This is a genomic window from uncultured Methanobrevibacter sp., assembly GCF_902770715.1.
Classification (GTDB): Archaea; Methanobacteriota; Methanobacteria; order Methanobacteriales; family Methanobacteriaceae; genus Methanocatella.
The window spans coordinates 40825-59876 of sequence record NZ_CACXTS010000021.1; the positions used below are offsets into that span (position 1 = coordinate 40825).

Annotated in this window: 19 protein-coding genes and 1 pseudogene; 15 read left to right on the forward strand and 5 right to left on the reverse strand. The window is 35.4% G+C overall.

The window, feature by feature from the left end:
• Positions 1-5: 5 nt before the first annotated feature.
• The 6 genes from QZU81_RS07185 to QZU81_RS07210 all read left to right on the forward strand — a co-directional run bounded on the left by QZU81_RS07185 (position 6) and on the right by QZU81_RS07210 (position 6586).
• Complete coding sequence (locus QZU81_RS07185) at positions 6-1697, forward strand: CDP-glycerol glycerophosphotransferase family protein (protein ID WP_295590775.1); 1692 nt, start codon at positions 6-8, stop codon at positions 1695-1697.
• 169 nt (positions 1698-1866) lie between these two features.
• Entirely contained in the window at positions 1867-2700 is an 834-nt protein-coding gene (locus tag QZU81_RS07190; RefSeq protein WP_292825788.1) for an amino acid ABC transporter substrate-binding protein, read from the forward strand.
• Positions 2701-2727: 27 nt separating this feature from the next.
• Positions 2728-3378, forward strand: a complete 651-nt coding sequence (locus tag QZU81_RS07195) for an amino acid ABC transporter permease (protein WP_295590777.1) — start codon at positions 2728-2730, stop codon at positions 3376-3378.
• Between the two features lie 9 nt (positions 3379-3387).
• On the forward strand, positions 3388-4071 hold the full coding sequence (locus tag QZU81_RS07200; RefSeq protein WP_295590780.1) for an amino acid ABC transporter ATP-binding protein: 684 nt from the start codon (positions 3388-3390) through the stop codon (positions 4069-4071).
• A gap of 89 nt (positions 4072-4160) precedes the next feature.
• The gene (locus QZU81_RS07205; protein ID WP_295590783.1) at positions 4161-5582 is read left to right on the forward strand and encodes a hypothetical protein; all 1422 of its coding nucleotides are present in this window, start codon (positions 4161-4163) and stop codon (positions 5580-5582) included.
• 8 nt (positions 5583-5590) lie between these two features.
• Complete coding sequence (locus QZU81_RS07210) at positions 5591-6586, forward strand: glycosyltransferase family 2 protein (protein WP_295590786.1); 996 nt, start codon at positions 5591-5593, stop codon at positions 6584-6586.
• Here QZU81_RS07210 and QZU81_RS07215 read toward each other — a convergent pair.
• A complete protein-coding gene (locus tag QZU81_RS07215; protein ID WP_295590790.1) occupies positions 6538-7416 on the reverse strand; it encodes a hypothetical protein in 879 nt (292 codons plus the stop codon). The genes QZU81_RS07210 and QZU81_RS07215 overlap by 49 nt on opposite strands.
• Before the next feature lie 36 nt (positions 7417-7452).
• Here QZU81_RS07215 and QZU81_RS07220 point away from each other — a divergent pair, with 36 nt between their 5' ends.
• The 6 genes from QZU81_RS07220 (at position 7453) to QZU81_RS07245 (ending at position 11644) form a co-directional block, all read left to right on the forward strand.
• Entirely contained in the window at positions 7453-8031 is a 579-nt protein-coding gene (locus QZU81_RS07220) for a flavin reductase family protein (protein WP_295590792.1), read from the forward strand.
• A gap of 73 nt (positions 8032-8104) precedes the next feature.
• Complete coding sequence (locus tag QZU81_RS07225; protein ID WP_295590795.1) at positions 8105-8554, forward strand: flavodoxin; 450 nt, start codon at positions 8105-8107, stop codon at positions 8552-8554.
• A 5-nt stretch (positions 8555-8559) separates the two neighbouring features.
• Positions 8560-9045: a MarR family winged helix-turn-helix transcriptional regulator gene (locus QZU81_RS07230; RefSeq protein WP_295590798.1), complete on the forward strand. Its 486-nt coding sequence runs from the start codon at positions 8560-8562 to the stop codon at positions 9043-9045.
• Positions 9026-10417, forward strand: coding sequence for an MATE family efflux transporter (locus QZU81_RS07235; RefSeq protein WP_295590800.1), 1392 nt, complete (start codon positions 9026-9028; stop codon positions 10415-10417). Before QZU81_RS07230 ends, QZU81_RS07235 begins: the two co-directional genes overlap by 20 nt.
• Positions 10418-10468: 51 nt before the next feature.
• Complete coding sequence (locus tag QZU81_RS07240) at positions 10469-10909, forward strand: hypothetical protein (protein ID WP_295590803.1); 441 nt, start codon at positions 10469-10471, stop codon at positions 10907-10909.
• Between the two features lie 60 nt (positions 10910-10969).
• The gene (locus QZU81_RS07245; RefSeq protein WP_295590805.1) at positions 10970-11644 is read left to right on the forward strand and encodes a zinc ribbon domain-containing protein; all 675 of its coding nucleotides are present in this window, start codon (positions 10970-10972) and stop codon (positions 11642-11644) included.
• 25 nt (positions 11645-11669) lie between these two features.
• Here the strand turns inward: QZU81_RS07245 and QZU81_RS07250 are convergent, their stop codons facing one another.
• A complete protein-coding gene (locus QZU81_RS07250; RefSeq protein WP_295590807.1) occupies positions 11670-12713 on the reverse strand; it encodes an NADH-dependent flavin oxidoreductase in 1044 nt (347 codons plus the stop codon).
• Positions 12714-12802: 89 nt separating this feature from the next.
• Positions 12803-13753, reverse strand: coding sequence for a hypothetical protein (locus tag QZU81_RS07255; protein WP_295590810.1), 951 nt, complete (start codon positions 13751-13753; stop codon positions 12803-12805).
• Between the two features lie 134 nt (positions 13754-13887).
• On the opposite strand from QZU81_RS07255, the gene QZU81_RS07260 reads away from it, so the two are divergent.
• The gene (locus QZU81_RS07260; RefSeq protein WP_295590812.1) at positions 13888-14442 is read left to right on the forward strand and encodes a manganese efflux pump MntP family protein; all 555 of its coding nucleotides are present in this window, start codon (positions 13888-13890) and stop codon (positions 14440-14442) included.
• Positions 14443-15177: 735 nt separating this feature from the next.
• On the opposite strand, the gene QZU81_RS07265 is transcribed toward QZU81_RS07260, so the two are convergent.
• Positions 15178-16152, reverse strand: coding sequence for a hypothetical protein (locus tag QZU81_RS07265; RefSeq protein WP_295590814.1), 975 nt, complete (start codon positions 16150-16152; stop codon positions 15178-15180).
• Positions 16153-16274: 122 nt separating this feature from the next.
• Positions 16275-17357: a tyrosine-type recombinase/integrase gene (locus tag QZU81_RS07270; protein WP_295590817.1), complete on the reverse strand. Its 1083-nt coding sequence runs from the start codon at positions 17355-17357 to the stop codon at positions 16275-16277.
• 510 nt (positions 17358-17867) lie between these two features.
• On the opposite strand from QZU81_RS07270, the gene QZU81_RS07275 reads away from it, so the two are divergent.
• Positions 17868-18662 carry a DUF4013 domain-containing protein gene (locus tag QZU81_RS07275; RefSeq protein ID WP_295590820.1) on the forward strand — a complete coding sequence of 265 codons (795 nt, stop codon included), beginning with the start codon at positions 17868-17870 and terminating at the stop codon, positions 18660-18662.
• Positions 18663-18812: 150 nt separating this feature from the next.
• Positions 18813-19052, forward strand: a pseudogene (locus QZU81_RS07280) (methylated DNA-protein cysteine methyltransferase); the annotation flags it as partial.

The following is a 19052-nucleotide window of genomic DNA, read 5'->3' on the forward strand; positions in this document are numbered from 1 at the left end:
ATAGGATGGGCTTTATAGATAAATTCAGAAATTTAAATGAATGCAAAACAAATTCGGCCATTTATGATGCGTATTATAATTCCAGAATAGAGGATGATATGGTTTACATTGAATCCCGTAACGGATTTGATTTTACAGGAAACCTCTTCAGGATTGTTGAGGAGCTTTCTACAGGCAAATACGGAAACTTTAGGATATATGTCTATGCAGAAAGCCATGTCAATGCAAAGATTGAAGAGTATGGAAAAAACTATGGCTTGAATATCCATGAAGTCATAAATTCAAAGGATAAGGCCTGCGAAATCATGCATAAGGCAAAATATGTCTTTACAGACTCAGGAATCAGAAACAAGTATGTAAAAAAGCAAGGACAAATATTCATAAATACATGGCACGGAACAATACTGAAGCTTATGGGCATTGACAATTCACATGAAAGGCTCACCATGGGAATCATACAGAGATCCCTTCTCTTTTCAGATTATCTTATATTTCCTAGCAATTACCTAAAGGAAAGGCTTCTCAAATCATTCATGCTTGAAGATGTTTATCCGGGAAAGATTTTGCTTGAAGGATATCCGAGAAACAGCGTTTTTCTTGATGAATCAAGGTCTATGGAGTTCAAATCAAAATTTGGCCTGGAAAATCATGAAATATTCATATACATGCCTACATTCAAGGGATTGGTTGACAACAGAAAGGATGAAAAGCAAAAAGGTGAAGTCAGCGAATTTCTAAAGGAGATTGATGAAAGCTTGAATGACAACCAGGTCTTGTTTGCAAAGCTGCACCCCTACAATACCCAAAAAATAGACTTTGATAGATTTACCCATATCAGGCCGTTTCCAAAGGGTTTTGAGATATATGATATAGTCAATATGGCGGATTGCCTCATCACCGACTATTCAAGCGTATTTTTTGACTTTGCAAATACAAGGCGCAAGATCATCATATTCAATTATGATGAGGAAGAGTATCTGTCTGACCGTGGATTCTATTTCCCGTTATCCGACCTTCCGTTTCCGAAGGTTCAGACAGTCAGTGACCTGATTAATGAAATGAACTTGCCCAAGGATTATGATGACACACAGTTCGTAGAGAAATTCTGCCAATATGAACGCCCTGATGCAGTTGAATATATATGCGACACCATATTCAACGGAATGGATTCATGCAGGTTCGAAAGCGTTGACAACGGCAGGCCCAATGTGCTGCTTTTTGCCGGAGACTTCACAGATAATGATTCCGTAGACAATATGATCGAATATATCGAAAGCATTAATCCTGAAAGGTACAATGTTTTTGTAACATTCTGCTCATGGAAAGAAAACATAAGGCAAAATCATGAAAGCGTTTTCAATAGAATCCCCGAAGGCGTAGGGGTTCTTCCGTTTGCAAATAACCTGTTCCCGACAATAAAGGAAAAGCTTGAATACAATAAATTGTATAAAGGCAGCGAAGAATGCTATGACGATTCAATGAAAAGCTTCTTTAAAAGAACATTTGACCTCCAGTTCGGCAACCTGAACTTTGAATATATTGTAAGCTTTGATTCAAGCGACTTCAACCAGAACCTGACATTCGATAGTGCCTGCGACAACTTTTACCTGCTTTCAGATTCAAATTCAAAGGTCGAAAAAATCATCGGCGGGGATAGTGCAGCCTCAAATCTTAAAGACCTTCCGCTTTTAGATTAATCAATTACTTTTCATTTTAAAACTTTATTTTCATTCAAGAAATTAATAATTAGTTTACTTTTTTTATTAAATCTTTCAATTTAAAAATAAATACATAAATAATAAAAAAGTAAAAAATATAATATGTAGAATAATTCTACGATATAGTTATAACTATTGGTGTTTTAAAATGAATAAAAAAATAGGTTTTGTTTTAGCTTTAGTAGTAATATCATTAATGATGGTATCTACTGTAAGCGCTGGTTTATTTGATTTTATGGGAGGAGACAATGCAAACGCAACCGCAAACGATGAAAACACTTTCATTGTTGGTTTTGATGCAGAATTCCCACCATATGGATACAAAGACGATAGTGGAAACTATGTTGGTTTCGACTTAGATTTAGCAAAAGAAGTTTGTGAAAGAAACAACTGGACATTTAAGGCACAACCAATCGATTGGGATGCTAAAGATGCAGAATTAGATTCCGGTTCCATCGACTGTATTTGGAACGGTTTCACCATAAACGGTAGGGAAAACGACTACACCTGGTCTGAACCATACATCGACAACAAACAAGTTGTAGTTGTAAAATCTGATTCAGGTATCAAATCCTTAGAAGACTTAGCTGGTAAAACTGTAGAAACACAAAAAGATTCCTCAGCATTAGCAGCTCTTCAAGGCGACAACAAAACTTTAGCAGACACCTTCGGTACATTAACTGAAGTTGCTGACTATAACACTGCATTCATGGACTTAGAATCCGGTGCATGTGACGCTGTTGCTATCGATATCGGTGTAGCTCAATACCAAGTATCTTCCAAAGACAATCCTGACGATTACTCCATTTTAAATGATTCCATTTCATCTGAACAGTATGGTATCGGATTCAAAAAAGGAAATGATGCTTTAAAAGACCAAGTACAGGAAACTTTAAATGCTATGTTTGAAGACGGAACTGTAGCAAAAATCGCTGAAAACTACACCGATTCTGGTGTTCCAGGATCTTTGATCACAAAATAAATTAATTAGTTAGAAGGGAGAAGTTATATGATTTTAAGTAATGTAATAGCGCAGTTGCTTGGAGGTATGGTTACTTCAATTGAGATATTCCTGCTCACACTGCTGTTCTCCCTTCCTCTCGGTCTGGTTATTGCCGGAGGAAGAATGAGCAGTTTTTCACCAGTAAGATGGTTGATGAAGATTTATATCTCAATCATGAGAGGTACACCATTGATGTTACAATTAATTGTAGTATTTTTCGCACCGTATTATATTTTTGGCGTAAACCTATCTGCAGATTATAGATTTATAGCAGTCATTATCGCATTTACAATGAACTATGCGGCATACTTCGCTGAAATTTATAGGGGAGGGATTGAAGCTATTCCAAAAGGACAATACGAAGCTGCGCAGGTATTGGGTTATAATAGGCTTGAAACATTCTTTATAATCATTTTGCCTCAGGTATTTAAAATCATTCTCCCTTCAGTAACTAATGAAGTGATTACTCTTGTAAAAGATACTTCCCTTTCATTTGTAATTGCAATTCCAGAAATGTTTACAGTTGCTAAGCAAATTGCAGCAGCAGATGCATCAATTGCGGCATTGCTCGTTGCAGGTGTATTCTACTACCTGTTCAATATATTGGTTGCATTTGTCATGGAGCGCTTAGAAAGCAGGTTAAGTTATTATGAGTAGAGGGGTATTATGAGTCTTTTGGAAATAAAAAATCTTAAAAAAAGTTTTGGAGACAATGTTGTTTTGAAGGATATTTCCCTTAATGTTGAAAAGGGTGAAGTGTTATCAATCATCGGTCCTTCAGGATCAGGAAAGTCAACCCTGCTTAGATGCATCACCGGCCTTGAAGAGGAAGACAGCGGTGTAATCAACTTTGACGGTACCTTCGGATTGGTATTCCAAAATTTCAATTTGTTCCCGCACCATTCAGTTATGAAAAACATTACAAACGCTCCTTTAAGAGTTCAAAAAAGGGATAAGAATGAAGTCAATAAGCACGCCCGTGACCTGCTTAAGAAGATGGGTCTTGAAGACAAGGAAAATGCATACCCGTGCGAACTGTCAGGTGGTCAGCAACAGAGGGTTTCAATTGCAAGGGCTCTTGCTATGAATCCGGACATACTGTTCTTTGACGAGCCTACATCAGCGCTTGACCCTGAACTTACAGGAGAGATTCTGACTGTAATCAAGCAGTTGGCTGCCGAACACATGACAATGGTCATCGTTACTCACGAGATGAATTTCGCTCGTAATGTATCAGATACAATCATATTCATGGATGGCGGCGTAATTGTTGAAGAGGGATCACCGGAAGAGGTATTCTCTTCAGATAACCAAAGAATGAAGGAATTCTTGGGAAAATTCAATGATTAAATTTTTAATTTAATCCCTTTTACTTATTTTTTTAGAAATTTATTTTAATAATAATCAATATAATCATTAGTATAATTTCGGTGATTATATTGAGTGATTCTAACAGATTGATTGTTTCTTTTAAGTTTCCGCCTGACGATGACATAAGCGGAATCGTTGTTGCCAAAAGGATTATTGTCGATGGCTCTCGAGTCGATGTCCTGCAGAATGGAATGGATGATGAATCAGCTTATTTTGAAGCTGTCGATGAGTTCATAAATGAAAGATTATATACATCAGTCGACGCAAAACGTGATTCAGTCGACTGCATTTTCGATTATACTGCTCAGGGAATGGACCTGATTGATGATAGGGAATATGATGAGATATACAGCAGGTCATGGTACATGTCCAACCATTATCTTGTATTGGAATACAAGTTCACACATCCAAACGTCAAATGGACCGCCGAGTTTTCAGATCCCGTTCTCTTAAACATGAAGGGCAACGTTAAAAACTACAAGTCAGCCGTCCTTGACAGACCGGAATATATCGATAAGGTCAATTCAATGATTTCTCATCTAAACGAATCACAAAACGCAGACTTCAAACTTTTAGAAAATCCCAACAACACATTTTATATGGCGGAATACCTGACATTCCTGTTCGCCGACAGAATCATATTTACAAATGAAAACCAGAGGGACATTATCCTCAAAAGCCATGAGGAGCTAAGGGATTATGTAATGGAAAAGTCAGAGATAATTCCCCATCCGACCCTTGATTCAAAATATTACCAGTTGAGGCAATCCGACATGAAACTGGATAAAAATGACATCAACATTGCCTATTTCGGAGGTTTTTATTATATATTAAGGCATTTCGAATCACTCTTTTATGCATATGAGTCACTGAACCACAAGCATAAGGACAGAATCAGGTTCCATCTCTTTTTAAATGATGATGAGTTCATAAACATCCTGATTGACCCGCTGGAATTCAAGGACAATATCATAATCAGAAAGCCTCTCGAGTACTTCGAATTCCTGAATGCAACCACAAAATTCGACATACTGCTTGTAAATGACACCGTTACAGGAGAGAGCTTTGAATTCAATCCATACCTGCCGTCAAAGATTTCAGATTATAAGGGCTCCGGCAGGGACATCTGGGCAATATATGAGGATAAAAGCACATTGTCCAAGCTTGACGTCAGGTACAAATCAGACCTGTCAGACTACAGCCAGTCAAGGGACGTCCTTGTGGATATATTAAAGGACTATGGATATGACGATGAGGACTATAGCTTTGATGATGAATATTATGCAAAAAGGATAACTGACTTAAATAAGATAATCAAGGCAGAATTTGATGCGAAAAACAAACTTGAAGCAAAAAATGCCAGATTAACCAAACAGATTAAAAAATTGAAAGAGCAAAACAAAAGTCTTGAAGATGAAAACGCATCGATGCAATCATCGAACAGCTGGAAAATAACAAAGCCACTCAGAAGTCTTAAAAACAGAAAATAGGTAATGATATGGTTAAGGTTTCCATTATATTGACTGCATTCAACGAAGAGAGATATATCAAAAAGGCAATTGAAAGCATATTAAATCAGACTTTTAAAGATCTGGAGCTTATTGTTGTAAATGACGGTTCAACAGACAATACATTGGATATTATCAAGGGCTTTGATGACGAAAGGATAGTGTTGATTAACCAGGAAAACATGGGTCCGGGCGCATCAAGAAACAGGGCGCTTGAACTTGCAAAGGGCGAGTATATAATGTATCTTGACGGTGATGATTGGTACTGTGAAGAGGCCGTTGAAATAGCTTACGAAGAGATTAAAAGCAGGGATACTGACTTTACCTTTTATCAGATGATAAATTACGATGACAAGACCGGCGAGATATATGAAAATGACTGGTTCAACCTGAACATATTCGACGAATCCTTTGAAGATACAGTTTTCAACATTAAGGACTTTAAAGGATCCATCTTTGACTTGTCCGTCGGCGTATGCCAGAAGATATACAACGCCTCATTTTTAAGAAAAATCGATGCAAGGTTTCCTGAAGGGATATTCTTTGAGGACATGCCGTTTTTCTATTATGTGCTTTTGAAGTCAGAAAGGATTTCAATAATCAAGAAGCATCTGTATTACAGAAGAAAGCATGACGCCTCCATTACTCATGTCGTTGATGGGAAGTTTTTGGATACCGTTCCTGCAGGCCAGGAACTTATCAGAATTTTTATTGAAAACGGATGGTATGATCTATACAAATTTGACCTGCTTGCCTATAAAATAAATGGTCCTCGTTTTGCTTTAAGAGACATTGAAGAAAACTATAAGATACCACTCTATGAATTAATTAAAAAGGACTACTGTTCAATTAAAGATAGTCAATATTATGATGACTATATTGAAAACCTTGGTCCGGTAAAAAGGAAGTTCTTCCTCGACATTATAATGTCAAAGGACTATGATGATTTCATTACATTGAACCAGACAAACTCATCACCTGCATAAAGGCTTATAAGTATGCTTGCAAGTGAAATGATTACAAATATTAAAAATACGTCAAAAGGCATGAACACTAAAAATAATGCCAATCCAACAATTTCAGAAATTATGAATAACCTTTTTTTATTGCTGAAGCTGCCGTAGGACAATATTCCCAGAACGACAGGGGTAAATATTATTGCCAATATGAAATAGATTGAATCAATAAGCGGTGTCATTGCAATGACATCGAATCTGAAAAGAGTTATGAATAGATACATCTCCAGAACGGTCAGGAAAAATCCCTGAACTCCTCCGGCAATGGCCTGTGCCAGTGTATGCTTTTCCAATGTAACCCTTGACCATATCAATAGGGGATATAATATTCCAAACAATGCACCGATTGGTCCCAAAAGCAATATCAATGCGCCGACAGGACCTGAAAGGCCGGTTGTGTGAACGCTTATTTTCCATTTGAATGTTATCAATAGCACTACTCCGGTATTGATTGAATAGCATAAGAGAAGTGCTGTCAAAAAGTTGTCGATATTTAAAAACAGTAATACCAGAAATCCTATGAAGTAGGATACAATGCCGACTATCAGCGGAGTGAACCTGTCCTGGCGGTTGGAAATGTCGCTGTCGGTATTGAGCTTTTTGGCCCAATAGAGGATGATCGCCATAGGCAGAATTGATGCAAAAACAAGTGAAATAAGCTCCAGAACAATGAATTCATTGAAATTGAATGTTCCGTTTTTGAATGACAATACCAGACATATTATAAAGAATAAAGGTATGCATATGATTGGAGGATTTGTGAATGTCGAAATTGTCTTTGCAACTTTTAGTTTGTTCATAAGAATATTTATACAACTTCTAAATTAATAAGTATTATGAAAAGGAATTTAAGACCACGTGCAATGATGTATCCCGCACCGGCCGTCGTTGCCAGTGCATATGACAGTGAAGGGAATATTGATGCATGCACCCTGGCATTTGCCACAATGTGCTCTCACCGTCCTCCGGCAGTAATGATAGCAATAAATTCAACACTCAAAAGGAAAACTCTTGCAAGCATTCTGGAAAAAGGGGAGTTCTGCATAGGATTTCCAAGCGTTGAACATGCATCTGAAGCTGACTATCTGGGAATCGAAAGCGGATATAATGAGGATAAAATCAAAAAGATTAATTTTACAGCAAAAAAGGCGGAATGTGTCGACGCTCCAATAATTGATGAGTTCAAGGTATCCGTCGAATGCAGGGTTATGGCAATAAATGAAATCGGAAGCCATACACAAATTACTGGTGAAATCGTCAATATCCAGGCAGACAGCGATGTATTGGATGAAAAAAACAGGGTTATCTTTGAAAGGCTCGACTCATTGGCATATGATGACGTCACCCATTCATACTATAGTATGGGTGAAAAAATTGATGATGCCTTCAAGATTGGACTGAAGTATAGGGACTGATTTTAAAATTGTTGCAATTGCAATAGTTGTCAATGCAACAGTTTATATACTATGATGTCTTAATATATTCAGTATGAAATCATTAGTAGTTTATTATTCAAGATCAAATATTACAAAAAAACTAGCGGAAGATATTGCAGATAAATTGGGCTGCGATATTGAAGAGATTATTCCTAAAGTCAATTATAACGGAAAATTAGGATATGCAAGAGGAATCAAGGACGGCGCATCAGGAAAGATTGTCGACCTTGAAGCCACAAAATTCAATCCTGAAGAATATGATGTGGTATACCTCGGAGCTCCTGTATGGGCATCAAGGGCTGCAAATCCTATAATTTCATACATGAAAGAGAATGAAGGCAAGTTCAAAAGCGTCAAATTTTTCATGACAGCAGGAAGCAGCGGCTTTGAAGGCGGATTTTCCCAGATGGAAGAAGCATCAATCAAGCCGGAAAAAACCTTGGCACTCACTACAAAGGAAGTTAAGAAATCAACTTATGACCTTTCATCATTTTTAGACTGATATCTATGTCCTGCAAAGATTTTAAAACAGTTGATGCAACAAAAATTCCCATTGGAAAGCTAATATCCATTATTTCTAAAGGCCAAACAATTTTCATTAACCGCAAGCTCAATGAGTTCGGAATCAATTCAACACAGCTGTACCTGCTATTTGAATTGGACCATCACAATGAAATGAACCAGGATAAGATAGCATCAAGATGCAACATCAACAAGGGTGCGGCCGCAAGGTCAATCAAAAAGCTGGAAGACAAGGAATTGGTCATAAGGGAAATTGACAGCGACAACAGGCGTCAGAATAAGGTTTACCTCACTCCAAAAGGACAAGAGGTATTGACAAAAAGTACTATTGTACTCAACAAATGGGAAGACGAAATATTTGACGATGAACTAATCAGCAAAGAAGAATTTCAATTGATATTAAAACAAATTGCAATAAATATTATGGAAATAAATGAAAGGGAGGCTAAAGATGACAAAAAAGAAGAGTAAGAATATTGAGATGATTACTGGAGACCCTAAAAAGGCGATAATTAGATTGGCCCTTCCTATGATGCTTTCAATGTTACTTATCATGCTTTATAATCTTGCAGACAGCGTATGGGTTGCAGGACTTGGTGCAGATGCCCTTGCAGCAATAGGATTCATCACACCTCTCTTTATGATATTGGTGGGCCTTGGAAACGGTATCGGTGCAGGTGCAAACTCATTGATTGCAAGAAATATCGGGGCGAAAAATTATAAGCAGGCAAACAATTCAGCTTTGCACGGTATCCTATTGTCCATTGTAGTATCAGTGATATTTACAATATTGATTGAAGCATTCATGGTTCCTATCCTTAAGTTCATGGGAGCCGGAGAAACAATCCAGTATGCGATGGACTACAGCTACATCATATTCGGATTCCTCTTCATTTTCGTATATTCAGGTGTTGCATCTGCAATATTCAGGTCCGAAGGGGATATGAGAAGGGCAACCATCGCAATTGCGGTTACTGCAATAATGAACATCATTCTTGACCCAATATTCATTTATGTTTTGAATTTGGGAATTGCCGGTGCGGCATGGGCGACAATCATTTCAGCTACACTGTCCTGTGTTGTGATGAGCTACTGGATGTGGGGCAAGAAGGACTTATATCTTGACCTATCATTTGAAAACTTCGATTTTTCAAAAAGCCTCATGCTTGACATCCTTCAGGTTGCAATCCCTTCCACTTTGGAAAACATTGTATTTTCAGCGCTTGCAATCATTATCAACTCCATGCTTGTCATTGCAGCAGGAACAACAGCGGTTGCAGTATATACAGCATCCATGAGGATCGTTCAATTGTCAATGATTCCATTGATAGGTTTAGGAACAGCAGTTCTTACAGTTGCGGGTGTCGCTTATGGAGCTCATAACCACGAAAACCTCAAAACCGCACACTCCTATTCAATCAAGGTCGGTTTTGCAATTTCAATACTGCTCGGAGCAATAATGTTCATATTCTCCTCACCGATTGCAACAATGTTTTCATATACCGAAGCAAGTGCGGCACTCTCCCCGCAGATTGCACAGGCAATATCAGTATTGAGCCTGTTTGTTCTGGCAATCCCACACGGTATGATGTCCTCAATGATGTTTCAGGGAGTTGGAAAGGGAACATATTCCCTCCTGATTACATTACTCAGATCATTGATTCTTGAAAGCGTATTCGCATATCTCTTCTGCTTCATCTTTGGATGGGGCGTTACAGGAATATATGCTGGTGTCGTATTCGGTTGTTTTGTAGGAGGAACAGTCGGCTACATCTGGGCAAAATTCTTCATCAAGAAATTCACTGAAATTTCAATCAGGAAATATACACCACAAAAAGACTAGTTTCCATAATGGAACTAGTTTTTTATACTATTTTTTACCATATTAATAAACATGGAATTCATATTAGACAACAAGAAATATTCAATCCTGAATCATGAGCTCTTTATCAACTATCTTATGGTTGACAACTATTTCAGAAACCACTATTCCAAATATGAATACGATATAAGGTTTGACTTTGTAGAACCTCTATTGAATAAGGATAAGATTGAATTTGAAGACATACTGGAAGGGACAAAGGACCTTGAGGTTCTGATTGAAAAGGGTGAAATAGATTTCACTCCCTACGGCCTTAAAATAAACCAGCACCAGAACGGAAACTTTCAGATAATATATCAGGATTTGATTTTCAACAACATTCGCATTGGCGAGGCAATTCCGTTTCTGATAGCCTTGAATTCACTTTTAAACCATAAGCCAATAATAACCATTGACCAGATTAAAGAGGAGCTTGACAATTTCATTGACAAATTCCGCTCATACAATAAGTAATCTTTAATATTGTGAATAACATATTATTAAATAATTGATCTTTTAAGGTGATAATGTAAAATGTATTGTCCAAACTGTAATGCTGAAAATAATGATTCAGCAAAATTTTGTAAAAAGTGCGGAGCGCCTTTAAAAAAGAAGACAATGAATCATGAAACCATGATAAATTCAATGTCAAAGGAAAAGTCCAGCAGTGACCAAACAACCAAATACATAATCATTGCTTTGATAATCATTGCAATTGCTCTTGCAGGGGTATTTGCATATGTAGGATTCGGAAACCATGGTGACGATTCAAATCAGGCGCAGAATAACAATAATCAGGTATCCGGCATAGATAATAAAACACAGACAGAAACTGCACAGCCTGCACAGCAAACAACACAGGCCAGCGCACCGTCAAATACTGCAACTTCGATGACAATATCAGGTGGTTCGTTCTCAACCGGAAGCAGCCTATCCGACAAGACATATGCCAGCATTTATGTTGGTCCGCAACATTCCGGTGAAAAGGTGAAAATACAGATTAAATATTCAAGAGACGGATCCAGCCTCAACAACGGAAATATGGTTCCTAAGACTGTTGATTCATCAGGTTACATTAATGTGGCCAGTGCTGATTCATATAAATACTATCCGGACTATGCTGAAATAAATTTATATGACACTTCAGGTAATCTTTTAGATACCCAAAGCGTTTCATTAAGTCCGCAAAGTGGTACTCAAACATTCTAATTGAGTACACTTTTTTTTCTTTTTTTTAAAATTCAATATTTGTTTCTACATTCAATTGAGGATTCCTGTTAATAAAGCAGGTTGATGTCTTTTTCCAATAGCAGTTGTTGCAGGTTTTGCATCCGCTTATTCCATCTCCCTCTATCTGCCAGTCTACCAAAAAGCTGGAATCATAAACAAATGGCCTTTGCATGGATACGAATTCAATGTCAGTTTTGTTCAGGATATCATTGATCTGCTTTTGGCTGTTTGCCCCTCCCCCTAAAATTACAGGGATATTGACATTCCTGATTATCTCATTGGTAGCTTCAATGAGAGGATTTTTAGCTGTGTTTTCTTTAGTGAAGAACTGCGGGGAGCGCGGACGTGTGATTTGAAGTGAATCGACACCATGATTTTCAAGCAGTTTGGCTATATTGATTGTCTCTTCCAGGGTCATCCCGTTGGTTGTGCCGTCAAATGCATTCAATCGGCAATTTATATGGAGCTTGGTTGTCTGCTTTATTACTTTAATTATCTCCAAAACAATCCTTAAGCGGTTGAATGTGTTTCCGCCGTATTTGTCTTCTCTTGAATTGAAGTTCGGATTTATGAATCTGGCCAAAAAGTAGTAGTTTCCAAGACCTATTTGAATTCCGTCAAAGCCTGCGAAATCTATTTTTCTTGCAGCGATTATGAAATCAGTCTGTATTTTTCTGATATCATCTATTGTGAGATCTTCTATTTTCATGTTCTGTTCTGTTTTCTTGTTGTACTGCACAAAGCCAAGCTGTGCAAAAACGGGAACGCCATATACATGAACAAGGTCAGTCAAATCCTTTGCTTCACGCACAAACTGTGTGAAGTGGGTTGTATGAGAATATTTGGAAAATACGTCTCTGGGATATAGTGAAATAAGCTCTGTGATGATTAATCCGACGCCGCTGGCGGCAATATTTTCATATCTGTCATATATTTCCGGAGTAAGATTACCTGTTTTTTCCCTTTCGGATTCCCACAATCCTGTCCTTACAATTCTACTGTTGAGCCTCAAATCTCCGAATCTGCAATAGTCAAATAAGTCTTTCATGATAATACTATATTCAAAAGGTATTAATATATCTGCATATTTTTAAAAAATAAAAAAAAGTATAGGAAAAAAATTTCCTATTTGGTTTCTTATAGTATTAAAACAATACTAATCAATAAAATTACCAATAAACCGAGAATTCCGTAATTTTGAACACTTCCGGTTTGATTAATATTTTCATTAGTATCTACACTAGTGTTTTTATCATCAGAAGCATTGGTCAAATCAGATGATGTATCGATGCTTTTTGAAACGGATTTGACTTGAGGATAAAAATTATCTTTTGAAATGCTGTTTTCAAAAGCCTGAGTTTTATGTGAAGCCGGAGCCATTGGACTGTTGTTTTCAGCATCTGCCTCATTGCTTTCGGTTTCATTTTCATTTGTGTTGTCATTACTGGAATCTTTGTAATTATTGGAGTTTGCCATGTAACCGCATGCTGTAGCGTAAAATACATAACCTTTTTCATATGAGGTTGTTTTGATTACATGGGCATAAGTTTCATTAAAATTCTTTTTGATGTCATTCCATCCATCAGGTCTATTTGGAATATCCTCATAATCATCACCAAGATATTCATAATCATCATCAGAGACATCCGGATCTTCGTAATCCTCATAGTCATCCCAGTAATCCTCATCGTCATAGTCTTCCCAATCTTCATCAGAGTCGTCTAGGTCTTCATCAGAGTCGTCTAGGTCTTCATCATCGTCGTAGTCTTCCCAGTCTTCATCTGAATCGTCTAGGTCTTCATCATCATCGTAGTCTTCCCAGTCTTCATCTGAATCGTCTAGGTCTTCATCATCGTCGTAGTCTTCCCAGTCTTCATCTGAATCGTCTAGGTCTTCATCATCGTCGTCATCGTAGTCATCCGATTCATCGTCGGAATCATCATTTACCATGTATTGATCATCATCAACATTGATTGAATCATCACCGTCACCGGAATCATCAACATCACTGGATGCGAAGGCAACACTAGTACATGCTATAAGAAGTGTAAAAAGAATAAGTACAGTTGCTATTCTTTTTAGATTCATTGAATTTCACCTCTGTAAAAGTATTTTTACTTTTTACATTCGTATTTTTATCAGACTTAATATAAATAACTATGTTTTTTATTAAAGTGAATTTGATAAATATTTATATAAAATGATTAATAAAAGATAAGTTAATGTCTTTTAATATTATTTCTGTATTTTTAATTGCTGTAGCTTTGGCAATGGATGCATTCAGCGTATCCATGACTAAAGGATTTACACAGAAGAACCTGAAGAATTCAGAAATTCTGTATTATGGTCTATTTTTTGGTGGCTTTCAGGCTTTAATGCCGATTTTTGGATATTTCTGCGGCAGCATCATATCCAGTTTCATTGAATCATTGGCATCAATTGTCGGTTTTGTTTTGCTTTTGGCAATCGGATTGAACATGATTCGTGAAAGCTTGTCTTCAGATGATGATGAGATTACCGATACTTTTTCATTCAGTGAGGTTACATTGCTTGCGATTGCAACAAGCATTGATGCATTTGCTGTTGGAATAACAATTGCCCTTTTGAAAGATCCGATATTGATTTCATCTGCAATTATTGGAATTGTTGCATTCCTATTCAGTATTGCCGGTGTGTTCATAGGCAGAAAAATTGGTCATTTTGTTGGTGGCAAATTCCAAATATTGGGTGGAGTAATATTAATCCTGATTGGCGTGAAAATTCTTCTTGGATTTTAGATTTTTGCCATGAAATTTAATAATTTTTTTCATTAATTATCAAAAAAATGATGAAATTATTGTATCTTAATAATCGCATATATATGTAGTTATCAATATTTGTAGTTTTTAAATTTTTTTAGTATTTCAGAAAAAATCCTGTAAAGATCAAAACATTAACAAATTTTATAAAATTTAATAAATTTTATTAATTTTCTGCGTTTAATAGCTTTGTTTATTAATTTGAAATAATCAACATCAATAAATTAGCCATATTATCTTTTAAATATCTTCAATTAATAAAATAATGATATATAATTGGTGAATAATTAAACTAAGAACTATACTTCTTAATTTATAGTTAAAATTCCGTTAGTGTAATATTATCATAGTCGGCATAGTATTTCCGTATATTTACCTTAAATATGTATATATGGTATTATATATAAAACTAGATATTATAGTTATACTCCTATTATAACTATTAGTTATTATTTAGTATATTTAAGTATAGTAGTAATAATATATAGTTACTTATTATAGTATCATCTGTATTTCTGTAAATAAGGATTATATATTTATACCTTATTTCTGTATAAATGGATAATAGATATTATACATATTTATCTATTACTACTCAAGTAATATTGAGAAAATAGCCTAAATCAATAGCACCATATATATCAAGCTATTGATATAGGGTAATTTCTTTCAATTTTGCTCTTTTTTATTAAATTTTATGAAATTTATTAAATTTTAGCGGAAAATTCTATATCTTATAAATCTCACTAATCTTAACATTATGAAATACAATAATGCAACGAAAAATGCCAATGAAATTATAGTTACCAGAATTATTAGTCGATACATATTGGAATCTTCATTGATAAATGTAATTTCACCCAGTTTCTGATAATCTGGAGCGATAGGAATGTCTTTTGCCTTAAACAGAGTATTATTGAAATAAACATTGTCAATGCAGCCTGTATAATTAACGCCCAACTTTGATCCATCTTCATTAGCAACATAAATGTCAGTCTTATTGTATAGTGCATCTGAATGGAAGTCATAAACGATTATTTCACGTCTGTCCAAACCGTATTTATCTGCTTGAGACAATTCAACCATGTTCTTGATTTTATCTCCCTCATGAACAGATATTTCACCTGATCGGGACATTGAATAGTTATTTGGTATGGAAATATACTGGCCAGGTTCCAGTTTTCCGGTCTTTAGCTTATCAACTGTAGCAAACCCATAATTACCGTTTGGAGCCTTAATTAGAACATGTCCTCTTCCGTAAGGCTGTTTAATATTTTGAATTTCAGCTAAACCCGCTTTGGAAATAGAATAATCATCAGTAATCATTTTAGCAGTAATATTTTCAGATTTTTCATTGTCAATTCCATCATCAACGCCGCCTAATCCTATTACCCAACCGTCATCAGTAACAATTACATGGTTGAAATACCCTCCATCGGTCTTATATTGCTTGATTGCAGGATAGCCATTCCAATCAACCTTTTCTATGAATACATCAGCAGTCAAATTGGAATCACGCCTGTAGGACATCAATGTGTCATTCCCATCAAGCTGAATAACAATGGAACAGCAGCCAAATAATGGATTATCTTGAGTATTATTGACAATCACCAAATCTTCAGCAATATTCTGCTGATTGTTAGCATATGCTAATCCTAAAAGTGAAATGAATATTACTATAATTGCCAAAAATAAAACTCTATTCTTAAAATTCATAAATATCAAAAAAACCTAATTTACTATAAATATATTGAATTACATCATATTTAAATTGTTTTGATACTTAAAAATAAAAAAAGGAAAAAAGTCAATTAATTGTTAAATCTCATGGAATTGACTTTCAGTTTTTGTTTCATTTGTTCACGGTCAATATGAATATATTTGTCTGTTGTTTGTGAATTGGAGTGTCCTGCAATTGATTGGACCTCAGCAACAGTCAATATTTCCGCATAATGGGATAATGCAGTATGTCTCAGAATGTGAACACTGACATTTTTAGCGTAATTTACAGGGCAGTCGATTCCTTCACTCTCGATTCTCTCATCACACTCACGTGCATGTTTTTTGATAATGTCCTGAACTCCACGCTTTCCGATACGGTTGCCCTTAATGTTAGTGAATAGCTCTTCACGAGTTGCCTCTTCAGCAGCCTTGTTTCTTTGAATCACCGGCCGATATACATCATGTGTGTTTTTCCTGAGCTTTGTGATGCGATCCATCATCATGTCATTCAGGCTGACCAATGTATCGAAGGTTATGAAGGTAGTTCTGTCTTTTAATTCACCTTTTGTTGTTTCTGCACGCAAATAAACATCAATAAACTCATTGGTATCATCAGGCAAGATGTAGAATCCCTTTTCATCGATTGGAACCTGAATATCATCCTTGTTTAAAAGCACCAGTTCCTTAAGCCTCATACCAGAATCGATGAAAGTCCTGCAAATCGCATAATCTCTCACGTTTCCGCTTTGTTTGATTGTATCAAGGAAAAAATTAGATTGTGGCCAAGTTAGGGAGATTTTTTCAATTCTTTTTTTAGCGGTTTCAGGATCTTCCGCCTTAACTTCAATGATATCCTTCATTTTGATGGTTTCGTGCTGGATTTCCTCCTGAACGTCTTCTGAGTTGATGAATTCCAGAATGTTCATCATATATGTTTTAACTGTGGTTCTTTTATTTCCACGCTTTTTCAAACAGTGCCTACGGTAATGTCTCAATTGCTTTTTAACGTTGTCACTGTTTAACTCATCTATTCCTTCGCTTTCAAGATATTCTATGAATTTGGATATATTGAATGTCTGTTTTCTTATGGTTTCCTCTGTTAAGTTTTTTACCTCTTGCTTTTCTTCTAAGTATTCATCTAGGTAGTCCGTTAGCTCATCAACTTCAATCATAAGCCATTTTTCCTCCTAAATTTTTATACCTAACCCTTGATTATACTATTGAATTTTTTAGTATATAAATACTTCGTATCTTTTCATTTTAACTGTATATTATTACATAAAATATACGTTCTCTTTATATATAAAATTTGGATAATTTGGGACTTTGTCGGGAAATGTTGAAAGTGAAGTAACACATATACATCAAGCGGTTTCAAAATGGTCATTTCGTTAAATTTTGATTTTGTATTAACTAATTCTATGAAAAGTATTACCGGATTTTTGAAAATTAAAAAATGAAAATAACATCAGAAATTTTGATCTCATGCAGTGCAGTCATCTGGCCATATGCAAAAAATTATTTTAAAAAGATTTATATACCAGAAAAATATATCCATAATAGGATTTAATTATATCATAATGAATGTTATCAACTACAATGTTCAAAAGCATAATTCAAATCACTCAAGAATGAAAAATTTAATCAAAAAAATTCAGTATAGTATTTAGGGGAGTTTTATTATGGATTTATCAACATTAGTTAGAAATTCCTTCAAATATCCATTTAGAAATATCAAGAAGTTGCCGATATTATTCTTATTTTTTATTTTGATTGCCATCATTCCTATTGGCCTGATATCAAATAATGATTATGTTGTAGCCGTAGGCGTAATTGCGTTTTTCCTATTCATATTGTTTGTGCCGGGATATTTCCTGTCCATCGTTAAGTTAGGTTCAAGCCAATCAGCAATGCTGCCATCCTTCAATTTGGTGAATAACATATATGATTCCATTAGAGTGTTATCTTTAAGAATTGTCTACATGATCATTCCGGTTGCGGTATTTCTGATTTCTTTAAAGACATTGGGTCCTATAAGCAGAGATTTGATTTATAACTTTAGAATAGGGGAGTTTATAGCAACATTCGGACTGTTGCTGTTGGTTATCTTTATTGTATACATCATATTTGAATGCCTATTGTTCTTTGCAAAAGCCAGATTGGCTTATTTCAATAGTCTGCAGGAAGCCTTAAAGGTCAACAAAGTAGTAGAGGACATCAGAAGAATAGGAATTGTCAACATAATCAAATGGTTGATTGTAATGGCAATACTCTTGAATGTCGTTACCTTTGCTTCATCATTAGTAATTTCAATTCCTTACGTAGGTCTATTGATTTATATCTGTATCGTCATTCCGACTCTCGAAAGCATAGCCAATTATTCCCTGGGATTGCTATATTCAAATATCTTTCAGGGCTATGATGATTTAAGCGATTTGAAGAAAATCGAATCCAGGCAATATTATAAAATTGAATAAGAAATGCTTAGTAGATGTTAAAACTTTATTTTACAAGTCTGGGATGATAAAAAGAAAAAATAGATATTAAAATAAATTAAAAAGAGTGAATAAAAAAGTTTAAAATGAATGTTTTCTAATGTAATACTCTAAACTTTTAATGGTGATAATATGGTCAGAAAATCTTTCAATGAAAAATTACAAGACTCTAAAGATATGCCTAAAATTGTTGAAATAACTGATGAAAAATCAGTTAAAAGATATGGTGGAACTCAAATGCTAATAGCTCCACCATTAGAATATAATGAACTCATGTCTAAAGTCCCTAAAGGAAAAATAATCACTATTAAAGAAATTAGGGAATTTTTAGCTAAAAAACATGGGGCTGAATTTACATGTCCAATGACTGCA

Bases quoted from the DNA above. Each gene is read 5' to 3' on its own strand.
- QZU81_RS07190 (WP_292825788.1), top strand. From the start codon at position 1,867: ATGAATAAAAAAATAGGTTTTGTTTTAGCTTTAGTAGTAATATCATTA.
- QZU81_RS07230 (WP_295590798.1), top strand. From the start codon at position 8,560: ATGTCCTGCAAAGATTTTAAAACAGTTGATGCAACAAAAATTCCCATT.
- QZU81_RS07185 (WP_295590775.1), top strand. From the start codon at position 6: ATGGGCTTTATAGATAAATTCAGAAATTTAAATGAATGCAAAACAAAT.
- QZU81_RS07260 (WP_295590812.1), top strand. From the start codon at position 13,888: ATGTCTTTTAATATTATTTCTGTATTTTTAATTGCTGTAGCTTTGGCA.
- QZU81_RS07215 (WP_295590790.1), bottom strand. From the start codon at position 7,416: ATGAACAAACTAAAAGTTGCAAAGACAATTTCGACATTCACAAATCCT.
- QZU81_RS07200 (WP_295590780.1), top strand. From the start codon at position 3,388: ATGAGTCTTTTGGAAATAAAAAATCTTAAAAAAAGTTTTGGAGACAAT.
- QZU81_RS07220 (WP_295590792.1), top strand. From the start codon at position 7,453: ATGAAAAGGAATTTAAGACCACGTGCAATGATGTATCCCGCACCGGCC.
- QZU81_RS07210 (WP_295590786.1), top strand. From the start codon at position 5,591: ATGGTTAAGGTTTCCATTATATTGACTGCATTCAACGAAGAGAGATAT.
- QZU81_RS07195 (WP_295590777.1), top strand. From the start codon at position 2,728: ATGATTTTAAGTAATGTAATAGCGCAGTTGCTTGGAGGTATGGTTACT.
- QZU81_RS07225 (WP_295590795.1), top strand. From the start codon at position 8,105: ATGAAATCATTAGTAGTTTATTATTCAAGATCAAATATTACAAAAAAA.
- QZU81_RS07250 (WP_295590807.1), bottom strand. From the start codon at position 12,713: ATGAAAGACTTATTTGACTATTGCAGATTCGGAGATTTGAGGCTCAAC.
- QZU81_RS07270 (WP_295590817.1), bottom strand. From the start codon at position 17,357: ATGATTGAAGTTGATGAGCTAACGGACTACCTAGATGAATACTTAGAA.
- QZU81_RS07245 (WP_295590805.1), top strand. From the start codon at position 10,970: ATGTATTGTCCAAACTGTAATGCTGAAAATAATGATTCAGCAAAATTT.
- QZU81_RS07275 (WP_295590820.1), top strand. From the start codon at position 17,868: ATGGATTTATCAACATTAGTTAGAAATTCCTTCAAATATCCATTTAGA.
- QZU81_RS07235 (WP_295590800.1), top strand. From the start codon at position 9,026: ATGACAAAAAAGAAGAGTAAGAATATTGAGATGATTACTGGAGACCCT.
- QZU81_RS07240 (WP_295590803.1), top strand. From the start codon at position 10,469: ATGGAATTCATATTAGACAACAAGAAATATTCAATCCTGAATCATGAG.
- QZU81_RS07255 (WP_295590810.1), bottom strand. From the start codon at position 13,753: ATGAATCTAAAAAGAATAGCAACTGTACTTATTCTTTTTACACTTCTT.